16 protein-coding genes and 4 pseudogenes are annotated in these 21,654 nt (G+C 52.1%); 6 read left to right on the plus strand and 14 right to left on the minus strand.

The features are described from left to right. Nucleotides 1–25 precede the first annotated feature (25 nt). The 3 genes from HV037_RS14650 to yebG form a co-directional block, all read right to left on the minus strand. Entirely contained in the window at nucleotides 26–685 is a 660-nt protein-coding gene (locus tag HV037_RS14650; protein WP_016156220.1) for a tellurite resistance TerB family protein, read from the minus strand. Between the two features lie 100 nt (nucleotides 686–785). After that, nucleotides 786–1,139, minus strand: coding sequence for a protein YebF (gene yebF, locus HV037_RS14655; protein WP_016152770.1), 354 nt, complete (start codon nucleotides 1,137–1,139; stop codon nucleotides 786–788). Nucleotides 1,140–1,260: 121 nt separating this feature from the next. Next, nucleotides 1,261–1,551, minus strand: a complete 291-nt coding sequence (yebG, locus tag HV037_RS14660) for a DNA damage-inducible protein YebG (RefSeq protein ID WP_003833810.1) — start codon at nucleotides 1,549–1,551, stop codon at nucleotides 1,261–1,263. A gap of 132 nt (nucleotides 1,552–1,683) precedes the next feature. Between yebG and purT the strand changes: the two genes are divergently transcribed. Beyond that, nucleotides 1,684–2,862, plus strand: a complete 1,179-nt coding sequence (gene purT / locus HV037_RS14665) for a formate-dependent phosphoribosylglycinamide formyltransferase (protein ID WP_016156219.1) — start codon at nucleotides 1,684–1,686, stop codon at nucleotides 2,860–2,862. Nucleotides 2,863–2,928: 66 nt separating this feature from the next. Here the strand turns inward: purT and kdgA are convergent, their stop codons facing one another. From kdgA to zwf, 3 genes are all read right to left on the minus strand, one after another. Further along, the gene (gene kdgA, locus HV037_RS14670; protein WP_016152768.1) at nucleotides 2,929–3,570 is read right to left on the minus strand and encodes a bifunctional 4-hydroxy-2-oxoglutarate aldolase/2-dehydro-3-deoxy-phosphogluconate aldolase; all 642 of its coding nucleotides are present in this window, start codon (nucleotides 3,568–3,570) and stop codon (nucleotides 2,929–2,931) included. A 34-nt stretch (nucleotides 3,571–3,604) separates the two neighbouring features. Beyond that, on the minus strand, nucleotides 3,605–5,416 hold the full coding sequence (edd, locus tag HV037_RS14675; protein ID WP_181545559.1) for a phosphogluconate dehydratase: 1,812 nt from the start codon (nucleotides 5,414–5,416) through the stop codon (nucleotides 3,605–3,607). 232 nt (nucleotides 5,417–5,648) lie between these two features. Then, a complete protein-coding gene (zwf, locus tag HV037_RS14680) occupies nucleotides 5,649–7,124 on the minus strand; it encodes a glucose-6-phosphate dehydrogenase (protein ID WP_003034896.1) in 1,476 nt (491 codons plus the stop codon). A gap of 368 nt (nucleotides 7,125–7,492) precedes the next feature. Between zwf and HV037_RS14685 the strand changes: the two genes are divergently transcribed. Together HV037_RS14685 and pyk are read left to right on the plus strand one after the other, a co-directional pair. Next, entirely contained in the window at nucleotides 7,493–8,362 is an 870-nt protein-coding gene (locus tag HV037_RS14685; protein WP_019076523.1) for a MurR/RpiR family transcriptional regulator, read from the plus strand. A 118-nt stretch (nucleotides 8,363–8,480) separates the two neighbouring features. Then, the gene (gene pyk, locus HV037_RS14690) at nucleotides 8,481–9,923 is read left to right on the plus strand and encodes a pyruvate kinase (RefSeq protein WP_016152765.1); all 1,443 of its coding nucleotides are present in this window, start codon (nucleotides 8,481–8,483) and stop codon (nucleotides 9,921–9,923) included. A gap of 44 nt (nucleotides 9,924–9,967) precedes the next feature. Here the strand turns inward: pyk and lpxM are convergent, their stop codons facing one another. The 3 genes from lpxM to znuA all read right to left on the minus strand — a co-directional run bounded on the left by lpxM (nucleotide 9,968) and on the right by znuA (nucleotide 13,338). After that, nucleotides 9,968–10,939, minus strand: coding sequence for a lauroyl-Kdo(2)-lipid IV(A) myristoyltransferase (gene lpxM / locus HV037_RS14695; protein WP_016152764.1), 972 nt, complete (start codon nucleotides 10,937–10,939; stop codon nucleotides 9,968–9,970). Nucleotides 10,940–11,058: 119 nt separating this feature from the next. After that, complete coding sequence (gene mepM, locus HV037_RS14700) at nucleotides 11,059–12,378, minus strand: murein DD-endopeptidase MepM (protein WP_016152763.1); 1,320 nt, start codon at nucleotides 12,376–12,378, stop codon at nucleotides 11,059–11,061. 15 nt (nucleotides 12,379–12,393) lie between these two features. Beyond that, the gene (znuA, locus tag HV037_RS14705; RefSeq protein WP_019076521.1) at nucleotides 12,394–13,338 is read right to left on the minus strand and encodes a zinc ABC transporter substrate-binding protein ZnuA; all 945 of its coding nucleotides are present in this window, start codon (nucleotides 13,336–13,338) and stop codon (nucleotides 12,394–12,396) included. A gap of 78 nt (nucleotides 13,339–13,416) precedes the next feature. Here znuA and znuC point away from each other — a divergent pair, with 78 nt between their 5' ends. The 3 genes and pseudogenes from znuC to HV037_RS24610 form a co-directional block, all read left to right on the plus strand. Beyond that, nucleotides 13,417–14,172: a zinc ABC transporter ATP-binding protein ZnuC gene (gene znuC, locus HV037_RS14710; protein ID WP_016152761.1), complete on the plus strand. Its 756-nt coding sequence runs from the start codon at nucleotides 13,417–13,419 to the stop codon at nucleotides 14,170–14,172. Next, the gene (gene znuB, locus HV037_RS14715; protein ID WP_016152760.1) at nucleotides 14,169–14,954 is read left to right on the plus strand and encodes a zinc ABC transporter permease subunit ZnuB; all 786 of its coding nucleotides are present in this window, start codon (nucleotides 14,169–14,171) and stop codon (nucleotides 14,952–14,954) included. Before znuC ends, znuB begins: the two co-directional genes overlap by 4 nt. 425 nt (nucleotides 14,955–15,379) lie before the next feature. Next, a pseudogene (locus HV037_RS24610) lies at nucleotides 15,380–15,629 on the plus strand (SOS response-associated peptidase family protein); the annotation flags it as partial. Nucleotides 15,630–15,770: 141 nt separating this feature from the next. Here HV037_RS24610 and HV037_RS14720 read toward each other — a convergent pair. The 5 genes and pseudogenes from HV037_RS14720 to HV037_RS14735 form a co-directional block, all read right to left on the minus strand. Beyond that, nucleotides 15,771–17,429, minus strand: a pseudogene (locus tag HV037_RS14720) (autotransporter outer membrane beta-barrel domain-containing protein); the annotation flags it as partial. A gap of 1 nt (nucleotide 17,430) precedes the next feature. Continuing rightward, entirely contained in the window at nucleotides 17,431–18,582 is a 1,152-nt protein-coding gene (locus HV037_RS14725; RefSeq protein ID WP_001254932.1) for an IS30-like element IS30 family transposase, read from the minus strand. Beyond that, a pseudogene (locus HV037_RS24615) lies at nucleotides 18,579–18,674 on the minus strand (hypothetical protein); the annotation flags it as partial. The gene HV037_RS14725 and the pseudogene HV037_RS24615, both read right to left, overlap by 4 nt. Beyond that, a pseudogene (locus HV037_RS14730) lies at nucleotides 18,647–20,422 on the minus strand (AIDA repeat-containing protein); the annotation flags it as partial. The pseudogenes HV037_RS24615 and HV037_RS14730, both read right to left, overlap by 28 nt. Next, the gene (locus HV037_RS14735) at nucleotides 20,419–21,636 is read right to left on the minus strand and encodes an autotransporter strand-loop-strand O-heptosyltransferase (RefSeq protein WP_103283922.1); all 1,218 of its coding nucleotides are present in this window, start codon (nucleotides 21,634–21,636) and stop codon (nucleotides 20,419–20,421) included. The pseudogene HV037_RS14730 and the gene HV037_RS14735, both read right to left, overlap by 4 nt. Between the last annotated feature and the right edge of the window lie 18 nt (nucleotides 21,637–21,654).

A 21,654-nucleotide genomic window follows, 5' to 3' on the forward strand; every position in this document is an offset into this window, starting at 1 on the left:
AAACATGCGCCTTAACGGTAAGTAATTAACCCGGTAAAGCCTGTTTTTGTTCCTTGAGATCCTGTTCAATGCCTTCACGAACATCCTGCGGGATCTTCAACGCATCGCCCAGCGCGTTCAGATAGCTACGCTCCATAAAGTGGTCGATATCAATCGCTGCACAGCTCAGGAAGTAAATTTCCAGCGCCTCTTCTTCGTTGCGGATCCCTTGTGCCAGGCGCTGAGGATCTAACGGTTGTTCAATGGCGCGTTCGATCAGAACACGGCCCTGCTCTTCCACGCCTGCTTCACGGAGCTGCTGCTCAATGGCGGTACGTTCTTTGGCATCAATATGACCATCGCTTTTCGCCGCAAAAACCAGCGCCAGGATCAGTCGTTCGGTTCGCTCATCCAGCGGCGAGCTTTGTGCACCGAACTGCGGCTCACCCTGATGCGCCGCGCGAACCTTATCCTTGTATTTGTTCCATAACACAGTACCGGCAACCGCACCGCCGCCCACCAGAAGCGCGCTGGTGCCGTATTTACTCAGTAATTTACGTGAAGATTTGTTGGCAACCAGTAATCCTGCCAGACCGCCTAACGCGCCGGGAACCAGAAGTTTACTCAGCCCTTGCTCACCAGAAGATGACGCGGAAGATCCTTTTTGCCCAAGAAGAGATTGAAGTTGATTCAGCCAGTTAGCCATGTTGCCCTCAAGTACAGACGAATAATCATCAAAGCGTACCCGAGGGGATGTCAGGAAGTGTTCAGGTCATCAAAAGAAGTGCAAATACCTTCTACCTTCGTTACTGCGACTGATACTCCGCCGTTCCGGCTTTGCAGTCGACTTTTACCTGGTAGTGAATATCCGCGCTTTTACCGCGAACCGTGAGGGGAACTGACCATTTCCCATCTTTGCCCGTAATATCGGGCGTGTTGACCCAGGCGACAGGATCGGCTTGCCCGACGCGTTTTTGATCGTCAGCCCAGCGCGCAATGCGATTTTGCTGATAATCACGTTTCACGCTCGCCGCGATACCGTCAGCATTCAGTCCTTCGCACTTGGGGAACTGAACTTTCTTGCTTTCCATATTTGCCGCAAATACAGATACGCTGGCAGATAACAACAGCAGGCTCAACAACGCTCTTTTTTTATACATTCTTTTCTCCTTAATCTCCCCTTCGTCCTTCAGGTTGCCTGTTGCAACGTGAAAAGACGTCAGGGATTGCACAATGATTCAGGGAAAAGCATGGTACAAAACGTCAGGAGCGCAAGTCGTTTCAGGCAGCCTGAGTATCATCCTCAGCGTGCGCATCGTTTTCGACCGCCTGCGGAGAGGGCAGCTTGCCGTTTTTCAGAATGGCGCTCAGCACATCTTTCTGCTCAGCCAGCCACAGGGAAAGCGCTTCGCGCTGCTCGTCTTCGAGCGCTACCGGCGATTGCTCCAGCCATGTGTCGAGCAAATCTGCTGTATCAAGCATTTTGTCATACGCATCGGCTTCCTTTTTGCTGGTAAACGACATTTTTTCCTCACCTTCCCGAATGACTACGTATTTAACTTCAACCGCCATTTTTGCAGCCTCTTAAATTACCTGTATTTATGTACAGTATATTCTTTTTGCGCCTTGAAATCAACCTGGTAATAAAGACAGACGCAAACGTTTTCGTATATACTGCGCCCAGATAAAACAGGGGATTAATTTATGACGTTATTAGGCACAGCGCTGCGTCCCGCAGCAACGCGAGTGATGTTATTAGGTTCAGGTGAACTGGGTAAAGAGGTAGCGATTGAATGCCAACGCCTGGGTGTGGAAGTCATTGCCGTGGATCGTTACCCCGACGCGCCAGCCATGCACGTTGCCCATCGCTCATACGTAATCAACATGCTGGATGGCGATGCTTTACGCCAGCTCGTCGAGCGTGAAAAACCACATTATATCGTGCCGGAAATAGAGGCGATTGCCACGGATATGCTGGTAAAACTGGAACAAGACGGTCACAACATCGTGCCGTGCGCCCGAGCGACGCAGTTGACCATGAACCGCGAAGGAATCCGTCGTCTCGCCGCCGAAGAATTATCTCTACCGACCTCTTCTTACCGCTTTGCTGACAGCGAAGCCCGCTTTCGCGAGGCCGTCGCCGAAATCGGCTATCCCTGCATCGTGAAGCCGGTAATGAGTTCCTCCGGTAAGGGACAGAGCTTTATTCGTTCCGCCGATCGACTCACTGAAGCCTGGAATTATGCTCAACAAGGCGGCCGAGCAGGTGCCGGACGCGTTATCGTCGAAGGCGTAGTGAATTTTGATTTTGAAATCACCCTGCTTACCGTCAGCGCCGTTGATGGCGTACATTTCTGCGCACCGGTAGGACATCGTCAGGAAGATGGCGATTATCGCGAATCCTGGCAGCCGCAGCAGATGAGTGACCTGGCGCTGGCTCGAGCGCAGGAGATTGCCCGTAAGGTGGTGCTGGCGCTGGGCGGCCACGGTCTGTTTGGGGTAGAGCTATTTGTCTGCGGTGATGAGGTCATTTTCAGCGAAGTTTCCCCTCGCCCTCACGACACGGGTATGGTGACCTTGATTTCGCAGGATCTGTCTGAGTTTGCCCTGCATGTACGCGCATTTCTCGGTCTGCCGGTTGGCGCAATCCGTCAGTATGGACCTTCTGCTTCCGCCGTTATTCTGCCGCAGCTTACCAGCCAGAATGTCACGTTTGATAACGTACAGGCCGCTGTGGGCACAGGTATGCAAGTCAGATTCTTCGGCAAGCCAGACATCGACGGGAGCCGTCGTATGGGCGTTGTGCTGGCAACAGCGCAGAGTATTGAAGACGCGGTGACACGCGCGAAAGACGCGGCGGCACAGGTGAAAGTCGCAGGATAAAAAACGGGCCAGATGGCCCGTTTCAGACTCGCAGGCCCGGTAATTATTACCGGGCATTTTACGCAATTACAGCTTCGCGCCTTCAACTGCTTCACGAGCCAGCTTGGTAATGCGTGCGTAATCGCCAGCTTCCAGGGCATCTGCCGGAACCAGCCAGGAACCACCGATGCACAGCACGCTTTTCAGTGCCAGGTAATCACGGTAGTTCGCTGGCGAAATACCGCCGGTTGGGCAGAAACGGACCTGAGAGAACGGACCCGCAATTGCCTGCAGCGCTTTAGTACCGCCGTTGGCTTCCGCCGGGAAGAATTTGAACTCTTTCAAACCGTAGTCCATACCCAGCATCAGTTCAGAAACGGTGCTGATGCCTGGGATCAGCGGAATAGTGCCTTCAGTTGCAGCTTTCAGCAGCGGCTCGGTCAGACCCGGGCTGATAGCAAACTGCGCACCCGCTTCAGTGACTTCAGCCAGTTGCTGTGGATTCAGTACGGTACCCGCACCAACGATAGCGTCGGGAACTTCTTTTGCGATCGCGCGAATGGCATCCATCGCACATGCGGTACGTAAGGTCACTTCCAGAACGCGCACGCCCCCTGCAACCAGCGCTTTTGCCATTGGCACCGCGTGTTCCAGTTTATTAACCACGATAACCGGTACAACCGGGCCCGTGGTCAGGATTGCTTCTGCACTTGTCTTCCAGTTTTTCATCAGAGTTTTCTCTCGCCTGATTACAAAATAAGTCTTAAAAAGTGATACAGGTTGCGCCCTGCTCCGCACCGGACAGCTTTTCACGCAACGCGCTGAACATTTCACGTCCCGTACCCACGCGCGATGCGCTGAGATCAGGAATGTGTGGCTGACGGGAGGCAAGTTCCTCTTCATCCACCAGCAGCGTCAATTCACCTGTCTGTACATTCACACGAATGATGTCGCCATCGCGTACTTTTGCCAGCAGCCCGCCATCATAGGCTTCCGGGGTTACATGGATTGCTGAAGGCACTTTACCTGAAGCACCTGAAAGTCGTCCATCGGTAACTAACGCAATTTTGAAACAACGGTCCAATAATACACCAAGTGGCGGCATGAGTTTATGTAATTCTGGCATTCCGTTCGCTTTTGGTCCCTGATGGCGCACAACCACCACGCAATCCCGGTCAAGCAGACCCGCATCGAACGCGGGTAAGACATCATGCTGACTTTCAAAGACAACTGCCGGCGCTTCAATAATCTGGTTTTCTACCGGTACCGCCGACGTTTTCATCACCGCACGCCCGAGATTACCGCTCAGCACTTTGGTGCCGCCGTGGTGGGAGAATGGTTGGTCAAAGGTGGCGATCACGTTGTTGTCCAGAGACTTCACCGCCCCTTCGCGCCAGTCCAGTTCACCCTCGTTAAGCCACGGTTCCATGGTGTAGCGGGATAAACCGAATCCGGCAACGGTGTTCACATCTTCATGTAGCAGACCCGCATTGAGCAGTTCACGCATTAACACCGGCACGCCACCCGCCGCCTGGAAGTGGTTAATATCTGCCGGACCATTCGGGTACAGACGCGCCATCAGCGGCACGATATCGGACAGATCGGAGAAATCATCCCAGTTAATCAGAATCCCGGCCGCACGCGCCATAGCCACCAGGTGCATCGTATGGTTGGTAGAGCCCCCGGTCGCCAGCAGCGCCACAATACCGTTCACTACCACTTTTTCATCGATCATTTTACCGATCGGCATCCATTCATTGCCATTGCCGGTCAGGCGTGTTACCTGACGGGCTGCAGCCGCGGTCAGCGCTTCACGCAGCGGCGCATCAGGATGTACAAATGAGGAGCCAGGCAGTTGCATACCCATAAACTCCACTACCATCTGGTTAGTGTTCGCCGTGCCGTAGAACGTACAGGTACCCGGAGCGTGATAAGACGCCGCCTCGGATTCAAGAAGCGCCATGCGATCGACTTTACCTTCAGCATACAGCTGACGGATACGCACTTTTTCTTTGTTCGCCAGACCGCTCGCCATCGGACCGGAAGGAATAAAGATTGACGGCAGATGACCAAATGACAGCGCAGCCATTACCAGACCCGGGACAATTTTGTCGCATACGCCGAGGAACAACGCGCCGTCGAACATGTTGTGGGAAAGGCCCACTGCAGCAGACATCGCAATCACTTCACGACTGAGCAGCGAAAGCTCCATCCCATCCTGCCCCTGGGTCACACCGTCGCACATTGCAGGTACACCGCCAGCAACCTGGCCTACTGCATTGGCTTCATGCAGTGCTTTACGAATGATGGCCGGATAGTGTTCATACGGCTGATGCGCGGAAAGCATGTCGTTATAGGAGGTAATGATCGCGATATTGTTACGCAGCATGCTTTTCAGCGAGGCCTTATCGTCCGGCTGACACGCAGCAAAACCATGCGCCAGGTTACCGCATGCCAGTTGCGAGCGATGAACGGTAGTTGATTTCGCTTGTTCAATACGGGCGAGGTAGGCGGAACGTGTGTCACGAGAACGTTCGACGATACGTTGTGTTACGCGTAACAAATTCGGATTCATAGAGGCTCCTAAAATTTATCTGTCAGAGCGTTGGATCAACAATGTGTTTCAGTTGGGTAAAAATAGCTGAATCGCTTGTTGGCCGTAGCTCAGGGGCAAAATCGTTTCAGGCAGTGTAATAAAAAAAGCCCCGCGGGTGAATCCACGCGGAGCCTAAAAGTGCAAAAATTATTCTACAATCTGTGTTAGATCATGTTACCGGTAAAATAACACCTATGGGCTAGATGATATTTTACTCGAATTCGTTCCAGGAACGACCATCTCGGGTAATCATCGCCACAGAAGCAACCGGGCCCCAGGTCCCTGCCTGATACGGCTTCGGCGCGTCGTTGTCCATCGCCCAGGCTTCGGTAATTGAGTCGACCCACTTCCATGCTTCTTCAACTTCATCACGACGCACAAACAGCGCCTGTATTCCGCGCATTGTTTCGAGCAGCAGGCGCTCATAGGCGTCGGCAAGGTGCGTCTGGTTGAAGGTTTCGGAATAGCTCAGATCAAGCTTGGTAATTTGCAGATTATGCTTGTGATCCAGACCCGGCACTTTGTTCAGTACCTGGATATCGACACCTTCATCAGGCTGCAAACGGATGGTCAACTTGTTCTGCGGCAGATCCTGCCAGGATTCTCTGAACAGATTCAGCTCAGGCGTTTTGAAGTAAACCACCACTTCAGAGCACTTCGTCGGTAAACGTTTACCGGTACGCAGGTAGAACGGAACTCCCGCCCAGCGCCAGTTATCGATATCCACACGGATCGCCACAAACGTTTCCGTGTTGCTGCTCTTGTTCGCGCCTTCTTCTTCCAGATACCCCGGCACTTTTTTGCCCTGGGCAAAACCCGCGGTGTACTGACCGCGAACCGTTTTTTCACGTACGTTCGAACGATCGATACGACGCAGCGATTTCAGTACCTTCACTTTTTCATCACGAATGCTGTCGGCGCTCAGATCGGACGGCGGAGACATCGCAATCATGCACAGGATCTGCAGCAGGTGGTTCTGAATCATGTCGCGCATTTGACCTGCCTGGTCAAAATAGCCCCAACGGCCTTCAATACCCACTTCTTCCGCCACGGTAATTTCTACGTGATCGATAGTGCGGTTATCCCAGTTGTTCACAAACAGGGAGTTGGCAAAACGCAGTGCCAGCAGGTTCAGGACCGTCTCTTTGCCAAGATAGTGGTCGATACGATAAACCTGACACTCTTCGAAATACTCGCCGACCTGATCGTTGATTTCACGGGATGTTGCCAGCGACGTACCCAGCGGTTTTTCCATCACAACACGGGCTGGTTTAGCATTCAGCTTTGCTTCACCCAAGCCTTTGCAGATCGCGCCAAAGGTGCTCGGCGGCATCGCGAAATAGTTAATGGTGGTACGTGATTTTTGATCCAGCATTTCGCCCAGACGGCTAAACGCGGCGGTGTCATTGACGTCCAGATTACAAAACTCCAGACGACCGCTGAGAGTCTCCCACAAACCTTCGTCGATTTTTTCTTTCATGAAGGTTTCGAGCGCTTCACGCACAACCTTGGTATAGGCTGCTTTGTCCCAGTCGGCACGCCCTACCCCAATGATACGGGTTTCCGGGTTAATCTGGCCGGCCTTTTCCAGTTGATACAGGGAAGGCAGCAATTTCCGCCGCGCCAGGTCGCCCTTCGCGCCGAAAATGACCAGATCACATGCCTGGGCTGTTTGCGTTACCGCCATGTCATTCTCCTCAATTAAGTGCCTGGTGCTTTTGCCAGACACTGGTTGTAATTTTATTACAGTGCACTGTACTGCTTTTACGTGAATCCGGAAACCGTAAACGCTTATCCAGCCGTGCTGTTACCGCGAACAGTCGCTTTATGGGCGTTTGCCGTCGCAAATTGGACAAAAAAGTCGTCTTTTTTCGTACCCCTGAAGACGTAAGAAAACCCGACTCCGATCATGTAATGAAAAAAAACAACAACTATTCTGTCCATTTTGCCCCGTTGCTGCATTAGCAGGGGTAATATCTATACACGAAATTATGCCCCGATTTCTCCGTATCATTGAAATCGTTTTTGCCCATGACCCATGAGTCTACCTACATCATGAATATGCTGGAAAAAATCCAGTTAAAACTGGAACAGTTGAGCAAGTCAGAGCGTAAAGTCGCCGACATTATTCTTGCCTCTCCCGAGCGGGCAATCCATTCAAGCATCGCCACACTTGCTGTGGAAGCCAATGTCAGCGAACCGACGGTGAACCGTTTCTGTCGCAGCATGGATACCCGCGGCTTCCCTGATTTTAAACTGCATCTGGCGCAAAGTCTGGCAAATGGCACCCCTTATGTTAATCGCAATGTGGATGAGGATGACAGCGTAGAATCTTACACGGGGAAAATCTTCGAGTCAGCGATGGCAAGCCTCGACCACGTCCGCCAGTCTCTGGATAACGCAGCGGTAAACCGGGCCGTAGATTTATTAACTCAGGCGAAAAAAATTGCCTTCTTTGGCCTCGGTTCTTCTGCCGCAGTGGCGCATGACGCAATGAATAAATTTTTCCGGTTTAACGTACCGGTAATCTATTCCGACGATATTGTTCTGCAACGCATGAGTTGCATGAATTGTAGCGACGATGACGTCATTGTGCTTATTTCTCATACCGGAAGAACCAAAAGTCTGGTGGAACTGGCGCAGTTGGCGCGGGAAAATGACGCCATGGTTATCGCCCTCACCTCTCCCGGCACGCCACTGGCGCGTGAAGCAACGCTGGCAATTACTCTCGATGTACCGGAAGATACTGACATTTATATGCCCATGGTCTCTCGACTTGCTCAACTGACCGTGATAGATGTGCTGGCTACAGGATTTACTTTGCGCCGTGGGGCAAAATTTAGAGATAACTTGAAGCGTGTCAAGGAAGCGCTCAAGGAATCGCGTTTTGATAAAGAATTACTCATCAAGAGTGATGACCGCTAAAAGCAATAACAATGTTCTACCCTTTTATCATCCGGGTCGTTCATTTACCGTTAATATTTGAGAACGACCGGATTAATGTTCACGCAACACCAAGTTGTTTCAGTCAACGGAGTATTACATGTCCAGAAGGCTTCGCAGAACCAAAATCGTTACCACGTTAGGCCCGGCAACTGACCGCGATAATAACCTTGAAAAGATTATCGCCGCGGGTGCGAACGTTGTACGTATGAACTTTTCTCACGGCTCTCCAGAAGATCACAAACTGCGGGCGGATAAGGTCCGTGAAATTGCCGCAAAACTGGGACGTCATGTAGCTATTTTGGGTGACCTGCAGGGACCTAAAATCCGCGTATCAACCTTTAAAGAAGGTAAAGTATTTCTTAACGTTGGCGACAAGTTCCTGTTAGACGCCAACCTCGGCAAAGGCGAAGGCGACAAAGAAAAAGTCGGTATTGATTATAAAGGACTACCTGCTGACGTCGTCCCGGGCGATATCCTGCTGCTCGACGACGGTCGCGTGCAGCTTAAAGTGCTGGAAGTTCAGGGCATGAAAGTCTTCACCGAAGTTACCGTCGGTGGCCCGCTGTCCAACAACAAGGGCATTAACAAACTGGGCGGCGGTCTCTCTGCTGAAGCCCTGACCGAAAAAGACAAAGCCGACATCGTCACCGCCGCGCAAATCAGCGTTGACTATCTGGCCGTCTCCTTCCCGCGCTGCGGCGAAGATCTGAACTATGCCCGCCGTCTGGCGCGCGACGCTGGCTGCGATGCGAAAATTGTCGCCAAGGTAGAACGTGCAGAAGCCGTCTGCGACCAGAATGCGATGGATGACATCATCCTTGCCTCCGACGTGGTGATGGTGGCGCGTGGCGACCTGGGCGTTGAAATTGGCGATCCTGAGCTGGTAGGTATTCAGAAAGCGTTGATTCGCCGCGCACGTCAGCTGAACCGTGCGGTCATTACCGCCACGCAGATGATGGAGTCGATGATCACCAACCCAATGCCGACCCGTGCGGAAGTGATGGACGTGGCTAACGCCGTCCTCGACGGTACCGATGCCGTTATGCTCTCTGCAGAAACTGCAGCAGGTCAGTACCCGGCTGAAACCGTCGCGGCTATGGCGCGCGTCTGTTTGGGTGCTGAGAAGATCCCGAGCATCAATGTTTCTAAACACCGCCTTGACGTGCAGTTTGATAACGTTGAAGAAGCGATTGCCATGTCAGCGATGTATGCCGCTAACCACCTGAAAGGGGTCACCGCTATCATCACAATGACGGAATCCGGTCGTACTGCGCTGATGACCTCACGCATCAGTTCTGGTCTGCCGATTTTCGCGATGTCTCGTCATGAACGTACGCTGAATCTGACTTCCCTGTATCGCGGCGTCACCCCGGTTCACTTTGACAGCGAAACTGACGGCGTCGTTGCCGCCAGTGAAGCAGTGAACCTGCTGCGCGATAAAGGCTATCTGGTTTCCGGCGACCTGGTCATTGTGACGCAAGGCGATGTCATGAGCACCATTGGCTCAACGAATACCACGCGTATTCTGACCGTCGAGTAACGCCCCGTTTGAAGTAAAAAAGCCTCTCGTTTGAGAGGCTTTTTTTATTTCTTCGGATAAAGATCTTTGCGCTTATAAGGCTCAATTTCACCGGGTTTGCGCGTCTTAAGCAGTTTTAGAATCCAGGTGTATTGCTCGAGATGCGGCGTCACAAAGATTTCCACTTCTTCGTTCATTCGTCTGGCAATGGTGTGGTCATCCGCCGTCAGGATGTCATCCATCGGAGGACGAACCTGAATCGTTAAGCGATGCGTTTTCCCATTGTATACCGGGAACAGCGGCACCACACGGGCGTGACACACCTTCATCAGGCGGCCAATCGCCGGTAACGTGGCTTTATAGGTAGCAAAAAAATCCACAAACTCGCTGTGCTCAGGGCCATGGTCCTGATCCGGCAGGTAGTATCCCCAATATCCCTGACGTACAGACTGAATAAACGGTTTGATGCCATCATTACGCGCATGCAAACGACCACCGAAACGACGACGTACCGTGTTCCAGACAAAATCGAATACCGGGTTTCCCTGATTGTGGAACATCGCAGCCATTTTCTGTCCCTGGGAAGCCATCAGCATCGCTGGGATATCTACGCCCCAACCATGAGGAACCAGAAAAATCACTTTTTCATCGTTGCGACGCATCTCTTCGATGATTTCCAGCCCCTGCCAGTCAACCCGATGCTGAATTTTTTCCGGGCCGCGTATGGCGAGTTCCGACATCATGACCATCGCCTGAGGTGCAGTCGCAAACATCTCATCGACAATAGCTTCACGCTCAGCTTCGCTGCGCTCAGGAAAGCAGAGGGATAAATTGATCAGTGCTCTGCGACGCGAGCTTTTTCCCAGCCGCCCGGCCATTCTTCCGAGCTTTGCCAGAATTGGATCGCGAAATGATGCTGGCGTTAACGAAATGCCTGCTATCGCCGCCACACCAAGCCATGCACCCCAGTAGCGCGGATGGCGAAATGATTTGTGAAACTCAGGGATATATTCAATATTCTTTTTTTTCGTTTCCATGCTCTTCCAGTGTCTGGTGCGGCGAAAAGTAGATCTGCTGATAGTGTAGCGGCGCGCGATGCGCCGTACAAAATAAAAAAGCCGGCACGCATAGCGTACCGGCTCTGTCAGCGTGTTAATTAATCGAAACGCAACTGAGGAACAACCTCTTTCACCTGTGCCAGGTAATCGGTGCGGTCCGACCCGGTCAGACCTTCTGTGCGCGGCAGTTTCGCCGTCAGAGGATTCACTGCCTGCTGGTTGATCCAGACTTCGTAGTGCAGATGCGGACCCGTAGAACGCCCGGTATTGCCAGACAGCGCGATACGATCGCCACGTTTCACTTTTTGTCCTGGTTTGACCAACAACTTACGCAGGTGCATATAACGCGTGGTATAGGTGCGACCATGACGAACCGCAACATAGTATCCGGCTGCGCCGCTGCGCTTGGCTACAACCACTTCGCCATCACCCACCGACAGCACCGGCGTCCCCTGCGGCATCGCAAAGTCGACACCTTTGTGCGGCGCAACGCGTCCGGTCACCGGGTTCAGACGACGCGGGTTAAAGTTGGAAGAGATGCGGAACTGCTTAGCCGTCGGGAAACGCATAAAGCCTTTCGCCAGTCCGGTACCGTTGCGGTCATAGAACTTACCGTCTTCAGCACGGATTGCGTAATAATCTTTACCTTCAGAACGCAAGCGGACGCCCAACAGTTGGCTTTGCTCACGTTTACCGTCCAGCATTTCGCGAGACATCAGTACCGAGAACTCATCGCCTTTTTTCAGTTTGCGGAAATCCATCTGCCACTGCATGGCCTTAATCACTGCGCTGATTTCAGAGCTGGTCAGTCCGGCATCTTTGGCACTGGCGACGAAGCTTCCGCCCACGGTGCCTTTGATTCGGCTGTTAACCCAATCGCCCTGCTGCATTTCGCTGCTCATTTTGAAACCCGTCGCGGTGCGATCGTAAGTACGGGTTTCACGACGGGAGACTTCCCAGGTCAGGCGCTGCAAATCACCTTCCGCGCCTAACGTCCAGGAAAGTTGCTGACCAATTTTCAGGTTACGCAGTTGTTTGTCGGAAGCAGCGAGCTGACTGATGTCACCCATATCGATGCCGTACTGATTCAGAATACTGCTCAGCGTATCGCCCGTGGAGACGACATACTCATGCACGCCGGCTTCACCAGACGTTTTGTCATCCAGTTCGTCCTGTGGGATAGCTTCGTCTTCCTGAGCGGCCTGATCGATAGGTTCGCTGGCCTCAGGCAATAGTGAACGAATCTCGCTTTTTTCCAGCTCGATAGTTTTGACGATAGGTGCAGAATCAGGATGGTAAACATAGGGCCGCCAGACAGCGACGGCCAATGTCAGTACGGTAAGCGACCCCAGCATAACGCGATGGGGCCGCGGCAGATTATTAAATGCCAGAGCGACAGAGCGGGCTATCTGTTGCACGTAATCACTTCCTCATTAATCTCCTTTCAGGCAGCTCGCATACTGGTTGGCTAATTGGTTCAAAAACGCTGAATAGCTTGTTTTACCCAGTTTGATATTCGTTCCGAGCGGATCCAACGTTCCCATTCGAACGGATGTCCCTCTCGCGACGGCTTCAACGACCGCTGGCCTGAACTGTGGCTCAGCAAAAACGCAGGTTGCTTTTTGCTCAACCAACTGTGTTCTTATTTCATGTAAACGCTGCGCACCAGGTTGAATCTCAGGGTTCACGGTAAAGTGACCAAGCGGTGTTAGTCCGTAGTGTTTTTCGTAGTAGCCATAGGCGTCATGAAAAACGAAGTAACCTTTTCCCTTGAGCGGCGCGAGCTCGTTACCTACCTGCTTATCGGTTGCGGCTAATTGTGCCTCAAAATCCTTCAGGTTGGCGTCAAGTTTGGCTCGACTTTGCGGCATAAGTTCCACTAATTTTTCATGGATTGCAACCGCTGAGGCCCGTGCTATCTCTGGGGAAAGCCAAAGATGCATGTTGTAATCGCCGTGATGGTGATGCTCGTCACTTTTTTCACTGCCGGCATCATTATGTCCATGATCGTCATCATCGTCGTCAGCACCTTTCATGAGTAACGGCTTCACGTCATTGAGCTGCGCAATCGTTACCTGTTTTGCGTTAGGAATATTCTTGACTGATTTTTCCATAAACGCTTCCATCTCAGGTCCAATCCAAACGACTAAGTCCGCGCCCTGTAAGCGTTTTACGTCTGAAGGACGCAATGAGTAATCGTGTTCGGAAGCCCCGTCAGGCAGCAGAACCTGGGTGTCAGTAACCCCGTCTGCAATGGCTGAAGCGATAAACCCCAGTGGCTTAAGAGAAGCCACGACAGCGGCATTTGCCGACTGTGTTGCACTACCCCAAAGAGCAGCGGATAATGCTGCGAAAAGAAGCGTATTTTTATGTAACATAATGCGACCAATCATCGTAATGAATGTGATAATTGTGATATTATAACATTCTATAACTTCTGCAAGACTAAAATTGATATGACGACTTTGGTTTCACTGGAAAATGTCTCGGTCTCTTATGGTCAACGCCGCGTCCTCTCTGACGTATCGCTTGAACTTCGACCCGGTAAAATATTGACGCTTCTCGGCCCAAATGGTGCCGGGAAATCTACGCTGGTGCGCGTTGTATTAGGGCTGGTAGAGGCTGATGAGGGAGTTATCAAGCGTAATGGTCGATTGCGGATTGGCTATGTGCCGCAAAAACTGTACCTAGATACTACGCTTCCGCTGACGGTAAGTCGGTTTATGCGCCTGCGTCCCGGCACCAAAAAAGAAGATATCCTTCCGGCACTGAAGCGTGTTCAGGCCGGACATCTGATGAATGCGCCGATGCAAAAACTCTCTGGCGGGGAGACACAACGCGTCCTGTTGGCCCGTGCTTTATTGAATAAACCTCAGCTACTAGTGCTTGATGAGCCAACCCAGGGCGTGGATGTCAATGGTCAAGTCGCGCTGTACGATCTTATCGACCAGTTGCGACGTGAACTGGATTGCGCCGTACTGATGGTTTCTCATGACCTGCATCTGGTGATGGCAAAAACCGATGAGGTACTGTGCCTGAACCATCATATTTGTTGTTCTGGTGCGCCGGAAGTGGTTTCCATGCACCCGGAATTCATCTCAATGTTCGGACAACGCGGTGCCGAACAACTCGGAATTTACCGTCATAATCATAATCACCGCCACGATTTACAGGGTCGTATCGTCTTACGCCGAGGAAATGGTCACTCATGATTGAATTGTTATTACCCGGTTGGTTAGCCGGGATCATGCTGGCCTGTGCCGCTGGCCCACTCGGCTCGTTTGTGGTCTGGCGTCGAATGTCTTATTTCGGTGATACGCTGGCCCACGCTTCGCTACTGGGGGTCGCCTTTGGCCTGCTGCTGGATGTAAACCCTTTCTATGCGGTCATCGTCGTCACCTTATTGCTGGCAGGCGGTCTGGTATGGCTGGAAAAACGCCCTCACCTCGCGATTGATACCCTACTGGGCATTATGGCCCACAGTGCACTGTCATTAGGGCTGGTTGTCGTCAGCCTGATGTCCAACATCCGTGTAGATCTGATGGCCTATCTGTTTGGTGATTTGCTCGCCGTGACGCCGGAAGATCTTATCTCCATCGCCATTGGGGTGGTTATCGTTCTGGCGATTTTGTTCTGGCAGTGGCGCAACCTGCTGTCGATGACCATCAGTCCGGATCTGGCATTTGTGGATGGCGTGAAACTGCAACGCGTTAAGCTTCTGCTGATGCTGGTCACAGCATTAACTATTGGCGTGGCGATGAAATTTGTCGGGGCGTTAATTATCACCTCGCTGCTTATTATCCCTGCGGCAACCGCCCGTCGCTTTGCCCGTACGCCAGAACAGATGGCAGGGGTTGCCGTTGGTGTGGGAATGATAGCGGTTACAGGCGGGCTGACCTTCTCGGCCTTCTATGACACCCCGGCAGGTCCTTCCGTGGTGCTGTGTGCTGCGCTGCTGTTTATCTTCAGCATGATGAAAAAACAGGCGAGCTAATGCGTATTTTAGCCGGATGGAGGCTATCGCCTTATCCGGCTTTTTATTTCATGAACGAAATGACTCCCTTCCCGCGGTTTATTAAATGTTTATCCCCACAGCCACATAATCAGCGTTAGACTACAAAATTGATTTTGAAAATTCAGTAAATGCAATAAATTACAATTAAATCAATCATTTAATAGAACACAACTTTGGACAATCGCGGTCAATATGGGCCATTTCATCGTCCCAAATCATGCCCCTAACTGATTTTTGCCCCCAAATTTGCCCCCAAAAAAGTAACAATGGGTAGTGGTCTATCGACCATATAGTAGCCTCGAGAAGGTAGAAGCCATAATGGAATATAAGTGGTGTGGAAGTTCAAATCCTCTCGTACTAGTCAATATCCTATACTTTCAGTTTGACAGATCGCCAGGGCTTCTATGTGTGGACACTTTTCACAGTCAAGGACGCGTGAAGATTATCTCGCCCTGCTCGCTGAAGAAACCGAACGCAACATCGCATACGTCAGAACCAATTGATCGATTCAACGTCGCGCCAGGCACAAAATTTCTACTGCTTATCAAACGTGTTAAACAGTTGCACCTTGATCCTGTTCTATGGGGATATGCTCCGGGATGGTGGAATAAGCCGTCCCTAATTGATGCACAATCTGAAACTGCGGCCACCAGCTGAATATTTAAACCAATTTGGCACCACGGTCATGCGATAACGAGATGTTGAAAGCTACCCGGCATAAATAAACGCGGGCAGAAGCCTTTCAGCTTCCGCCCGCAGCGCATGGTTTAATTCCTGCAGTGTTCAGGATATGGCTCAGAAATTAAAACGGAACCCGACACTACCCGTGACCGGAGACTCGGTATGCTTCCCGTTTTCATAACGTGCCTCAGCCCAGACGCCGGCATTTGGAGTCAACTGCGCACTGACACCCAGTCCGTATTTCCCGGTCGTCCCGGAGATGTCGTTCCTGAAATCGTAGCTGTCATTAATCCGGACTTTGTTGTTGTCCGAAAACTCATGGCTGATCGCCGCTTTGAGGTACGGTTTGACTGTCTTACCAGCAATGTCAAGGTTCATGCCGAGATTAACACCGGCCTCGGCCTGCAGCGATTTGGTCGTCCCGATGCTGGCTTTCATGCCGTTATTCAGGCTGATATCCTTCGCATCTGTGCGGAACGCCGTTGTCCGCACATATGGCTGAGCCCATGTATTGTCATTCAAACTGAAGGTCTTGCCCGCTTCGAGACTGCCGCCGAAACCGTTCTGGCTGTAATCGCCTTTAACTGCCGTACCGTCACTCATCCAGGTTCGCAGCTCATTATTAAAGCGGTTATATTTCAGCACACCGTCCACGTAGTAGCCGTCATTATCAAACCAGGTGGCATACAGACCGCCGCCGGTACTGCCGATCGTACTGTCTCCGCCCCGATTATGGCTAATGCTGTTGTCAGTGTAAGAGACGAATGCTCCCACAGCTAAACGGCTTTCCCCCAGATCAAAGACCTTGTCACCACCGGTTTCGAAACCGTTCTGGGTCAGGGCGTAACCCGAGCTTGCTCCGCCACTGATGCGATTATCAGACCCGGTATAACGGCCCCATACACCTCCTGGCGAACGGGTGTTCTGCATGAAATCGCCGTGACGGAAACGTAGATTCTGCAGCTCGCTGTTAAAAACGTATACCGGTGCGGTTGCCATGCCCAGTACCGCGTCGGCTGATTTTGTTGTGCGATACACTGGAGACGGCACACCTACATCCGGGTTACCTGCATCCGGGTTAGTCGGCGGAGTAACCGGAGGAGGCGTGTCAACCTTCAGATACCAGTTGGTATTTTCCTTGCTCAGGCCGTATTCCCAGGTACCGGCGTCAACTTTCCCGCCGTTCAGTGTAAACGTGGCATCACCGCCACCGGTCTGTACCACCTGAAGCGGCGCGCCAGCAGATACTGGCTCCCGGCCAGTGTTTTTGATATCCAGCACAAAGTTACCGCTGGCATTACCGGCAACTTTCAGCATATCTCCGGTATGCGATGCGATATCGGTGTTCATCCGGAACATTCCGCTACCCGACAGACTCCCGAGCGTCAGCGACACTGCCTGGAAGGCTGGCGTCAGACGCGTGGTTGTTGACGGACGGAAATCAACGGTCCCGTTATCCAGCGTTAATGCGCCGACAGTGGAGTCACCATCGAGATGCCAGACAGACGCACCTTTAATCGCCATGTCACCTGCGCCGGTACTGTCTCCCGCCACGTTCCCCGTCAGGATGGTCCCGTTATCCAGTGTCAGGGTGGTGCCTGACTGTGTCGTCACATTAACCTTGGCCTGAAGGGCATCCATCGTCATGGCACCGCCACTCTGAAGGGCAATCCCACCGTCCTTAGACAACAGACCGCTGAAGCGGGTGCTCCCGCCTTCCTGTGTCAGGGTACCGGTCCCCGTCAGGGTACCTGCGAAAGTCGCAGCTGTAGATTCAATCTGTCAATGCAACACCCCTTTCAATTATCTCTTTCGGTGTTTTGAACTTCAGTGTCTTTCTCGGTCTGTTGTTTAGCTGAGCAGCAACCAGATCTAGTTCATGTTGAGTATATTGGGCAAGACATGTCTTTTTAGGAAAGTACTGCCGAATTAGCCCATTTGTGTTCTCATTTGTTCCCCGCTGCCAAGGACTCTGAGGATCGCAGAAGTAAACTTTAACGCCGGTGCTGACAGTAAATTCTAGATGTCTGGCCAGTTCCATTCCTCTGTCCCATGTCAGTGATTTTCTGAGTTCTGACGGTAAACTCAGGAATTTGTCGGTAAGAGCCTGATTTACTGAGACAGAATCTTTGCCCCTGAGTCTAAGGATGATCGTATAACGTGATTTTCGGTCTACAAGTGTGGCTATATGAGAGTTTTTTGTACCTGAGACTAAATCGCCCTCCCAATGCCCCAGAGAGCGTCTGTTATCGATATTTCGGGAACGTTCGTGAATTGGTGTTCCGTTCACTATGTTAATCGTACCTCTTTCGCCTTTGCGGGTATGACGCCTGCCATGGCGAAGGCTATGCGACCGTCGCAGATGCTGTATATTCAGGTGGTGTAGCGCTTCACGGCTACGAAAGTACAGCGTTTTATAAATTGTCTCAGGTGATATTCGCAGCGTTTTTTGACGTGGTTTTGTTCGCCTTAACCATCCTGATATTTGCTCTGGAGACCATTTCATCTCCAGCTTTTCCAGAACAAGCTTTCGCAATGGTAAATTTTGATCCAGTAAGCACGGTTTTGGCCTTTTCGCCATTCTGTTGGCTCGGTTATTAGCATCAACAGCTTTGTAATAGCGTCTGCCCCGATTACGCTGAACTTCACGTGAGATCGTCGAAGGACTGCGATTCAGCGCAGTAGCTATCGCACGAATGCTCATTTTGGCTGACAAACCAGCTCGTATCTCCTCGCGCTCAGACAGTGTCAGGTGAGCTACAGCCCGCTTACGCTCATGGGGTTTTATGCCGCCAGTATCCCTTAACATAGTGAAGATCGTTCCGGGTTTTGAACCCAGGATATTCGCTATTTCACTGAAGCCTGTTCCGTTCTTCCATAGTTCAAAAACAGAGGCTTTTTCCTCTGCTGTAAATGTTCGTCTCATTCAAAAAACCTCCGCAACCCCATGTTTTCACATAACTGTTGCGTTGACCAATTGAATCTACAGCACTGTTGTTGAGGAAATACAAGTTCCCTTCGTTTTTGACCACGTCACCGACGAGCGTCCCTTTATCAGTCAGGGTGGTGGTACCGTAGAGCACACCGCCGCTGTGGACTTCAAGCGTCCCGTTGCTGCCAACAGTTGTATCGCTGGCCTGGTGACCGTCAAACACTGTCAGGTATCCGCCGTTCTCCAGCAGCATATTGGCTGCACTGCCGCCAGCGATACTGAAGCTGCCTTTAGCGTTGGTACCGCTCAGGACTGCACTGGTATTGGTGACGACAGCACCACCTTCGTTCTGTGTAATCTGTGAGGCTGAGCCACCGGCTTCCACCTGCAGCATACCACCGCTGGTAAGGGTCGTTTCTATGGCATAGCCGCCACTGTGGACCTTCATCGTCCCGTTGCTGCCAACGGTTGTATCGCTGGCCTGGTGTCCACTGTATACCGTCAGAGCGCCTCCGTTCTCCAGCAACATATTACTGGCACTGCCTCCTGCAATACTGAAGCTGCCGTTAGTGTTGTTGCCGTTCAGGACAGAACTGGTGCCCGCTTTAATGATGCTTCCGCTGTTCTGAGTAATATTTACAGCGCTACCTCCTGCATGAACCAACAAACTACCACCACTGTTAATAGTGGTATCCGTGGCACTGCCGCCGCTGGAGACAAACTGGCGTCCATCTTTGTTAATTACGGTGTCAGTGGCACTGCCGCCGCTGAAGACATGCTGGAATCCATCGCTGCCAAGGGTGGTATTCGTGGCAATGCCACCGCTGGAGACATACTGGAACCCACCGCTGTAAATGGTACTCTTCGTGGCAATACCACCGGAATGCACCACCATCCCCCCAGAGTCGTGAATAATGGTATTATTGGCACTGCCCTCGACAGTCATGCCCCCACCGCTGTTAATAGTGGTATCCGTGGCACTGCCGCCGCTGAAGACATGCTGGAACCCACCGCTGTTAATGGTGATATCCGTGACACTGCCGCCGCTGGAGACAAACTGGCGTCCATCTTTGTTAATTACGGTGTCAGTGGCACTGCCGCCGATGAAGACATACTGGAATCCATTGCTGCCGAGGGTGGTATTCGTGGCAATGCCACCGCTGGAGACATACTGGAACCCACCGCTGTAAATGGTACTCTTCGTGGCAATACCACCGGAATGCACCACCATCGCCCCAGAGTCGTGAATAATGGTATTATTGGCACTGCCCTCGACAGACATGCCCCCACCGCTGTTAATAGTGGTATCCGTGGCACTGCCACCGCTGTAAATATACAGCTCTCCGCCACTGTTAATAGAAGTATCCGTGATGATGCCGCCGCTGTGGACATACCCTTTTCCCTGCTCCTCAATGGTGGTATACGTGGCAGTGCCGCCGCTGAAGAGCTGCTGAATCCCAGCGCTGTTAATGGTGGTACTCATGGCAACGCCACCATTGGAAACGTTCTGCTGGCCGCCGAGGTTGATGGTGGTGCTAGTGGCACTTCCACCGCTGGAGATGTATTGCATCCCACTAGTGTTAATGGTCGTGTTTGTTGCCGTGTCGCCTGCACCCAGAGACATGGAAGAGCTTGCACCTCCTTTTCCCAGCGTCAGATTGTCATAGTCTGCCGCCAACACAGGCTGTGACGGCAAAAGCAGGCCGGCAATCAGCCCTGCCAGAGCGGTGCGCTTGATTTGACGCGGACGACGTCCCCCTTTACGGGTCAGCTCTGAGGTAACGACCCACATCCCGGTGGATTCGTTCCAGACAGTGTTAAATACCTTATTCATTGCTTACTCTCTTCTCTTGGGGTGTCCTCAACACCCTGCTCAGTTATAGAACGGTGAAGTTTATTGATGACGCCATTGACCTGGGCGCCAGTTATCAGCCGGGTACATTCAAATTGCCGGTTTGTGTTTTTATGTCTCGGGCACCACAGGAAATCCTTGTGGTCAAAATTCAGCGACGTGTCGTCCCAGCACCCGTAGCAGCCATGGGAGTTAAACACCCGCCACGGGGTATAAAACTCGCTGTTGGGCAGACTGAAACCACTTATCAGCACCACCGGAATACCGGTAGCCCAGGCCAGCCATGACAGGCCGCTTGCCAGCCCAATAAAGAAACTGGCATGGCGCAGCAGGTTCACCCGCTCCTGCAACGGGAGTTTTCCGGTGAAGTCTTCGGCTCCCCAGGGGATGTGGTTCCAGACAAAGCCCTGGCCATAATGGGCATCCCGGTCAATGCACAGCACCCGGTAGCCCAGCGATTTCAGGTGCGCGACAACCTCACTCCAGCCGGTGCCGTTGTTCCAGTATTTCGCCTGACAGGTGGACTGGGTGGCGACACATACATAAGGTTCCTGGATAACCTGGGGCGCAGAAAGGTCAAGCCGGACGGGGGCTTCGCGCGGGTCAACACCCAGGATGTAGCCTGCAGAACGGTGAAAACCGACCTTGCGAAAATCCACCGGCTGGTTGTCGGTATCGCCACCAAAATAGAGTCCCACACGATAGGTGGCATAAGGCGCCACCGTGCGCGGCTTATCCGGCGTGGAAAACTGTATCTGCGGATACTGAGGTGCCAGCAGGTCGATAATGTCCTGTGCCATCGTGCATTCCAGCCGGCACTTGTGCAGAGCCTGGAATCGTTCGGCATAAGGGAACCAGCCGAGCAAATCGCCCAGTGTCCCCGTGGGGAATGAAATCAGCACCGGCCGGTCTTTTAATTTCAGGTTTTCGTCCAGCAGGGGTGTATCTTCCCCCTGACGGAATACCTGAATACGGAAACGCACGAAATATTTCTTGCTGCTGGTCACCCAGCCTTTTTCCACATCGCAGCAGAAAAGAATATTGTCTGAATCTGCATCCAGCAGACGCACGTGCCACTTCCCTTCCGGAAGCAATACACGGGCACCATCATTAAAGTCATAAAAGATATTTTCAGGTCCGGCCTGCGTTGGCGTTTCAGGCGGAGGGATAAAAAATGTATTCTTCAGCGTTGACATATTTTCACCTTCAAAAAT

Source organism: Citrobacter sp. RHBSTW-00017 (assembly GCF_013797615.1).
GTDB lineage: Bacteria > Pseudomonadota > Gammaproteobacteria > Enterobacterales > Enterobacteriaceae > Citrobacter > Citrobacter braakii.

Excerpts from the sequence above, each read along its gene's own strand:
- kdgA (WP_016152768.1), bottom strand. The coding sequence starts at position 3,570 with ATGAAAAACTGGAAGACAAGTGCAGAAGCAATCCTGACCACGGGCCCG.
- yebF (WP_016152770.1), bottom strand. The coding sequence starts at position 1,139 with ATGTATAAAAAAAGAGCGTTGTTGAGCCTGCTGTTGTTATCTGCCAGC.
- lpxM (WP_016152764.1), bottom strand. The coding sequence starts at position 10,939 with ATGGAAACGAAAAAAAAGAATATTGAATATATCCCTGAGTTTCACAAA.
- purT (WP_016156219.1), top strand. The coding sequence starts at position 1,684 with ATGACGTTATTAGGCACAGCGCTGCGTCCCGCAGCAACGCGAGTGATG.
- HV037_RS14725 (WP_001254932.1), bottom strand. The coding sequence starts at position 18,582 with ATGAGACGAACATTTACAGCAGAGGAAAAAGCCTCTGTTTTTGAACTA.
- pyk (WP_016152765.1), top strand. The coding sequence starts at position 8,481 with ATGTCCAGAAGGCTTCGCAGAACCAAAATCGTTACCACGTTAGGCCCG.
- HV037_RS14735 (WP_103283922.1), bottom strand. The coding sequence starts at position 21,636 with ATGTCAACGCTGAAGAATACATTTTTTATCCCTCCGCCTGAAACGCCA.
- edd (WP_181545559.1), bottom strand. The coding sequence starts at position 5,416 with ATGAATCCGAATTTGTTACGCGTAACACAACGTATCGTCGAACGTTCT.
- znuB (WP_016152760.1), top strand. The coding sequence starts at position 14,169 with ATGATTGAATTGTTATTACCCGGTTGGTTAGCCGGGATCATGCTGGCC.
- znuA (WP_019076521.1), bottom strand. The coding sequence starts at position 13,338 with ATGTTACATAAAAATACGCTTCTTTTCGCAGCATTATCCGCTGCTCTT.
- zwf (WP_003034896.1), bottom strand. The coding sequence starts at position 7,124 with ATGGCGGTAACGCAAACAGCCCAGGCATGTGATCTGGTCATTTTCGGC.
- yebG (WP_003833810.1), bottom strand. The coding sequence starts at position 1,551 with ATGGCGGTTGAAGTTAAATACGTAGTCATTCGGGAAGGTGAGGAAAAA.
- znuC (WP_016152761.1), top strand. The coding sequence starts at position 13,417 with ATGACGACTTTGGTTTCACTGGAAAATGTCTCGGTCTCTTATGGTCAA.
- HV037_RS14650 (WP_016156220.1), bottom strand. The coding sequence starts at position 685 with ATGGCTAACTGGCTGAATCAACTTCAATCTCTTCTTGGGCAAAAAGGA.
- HV037_RS14685 (WP_019076523.1), top strand. The coding sequence starts at position 7,493 with ATGAATATGCTGGAAAAAATCCAGTTAAAACTGGAACAGTTGAGCAAG.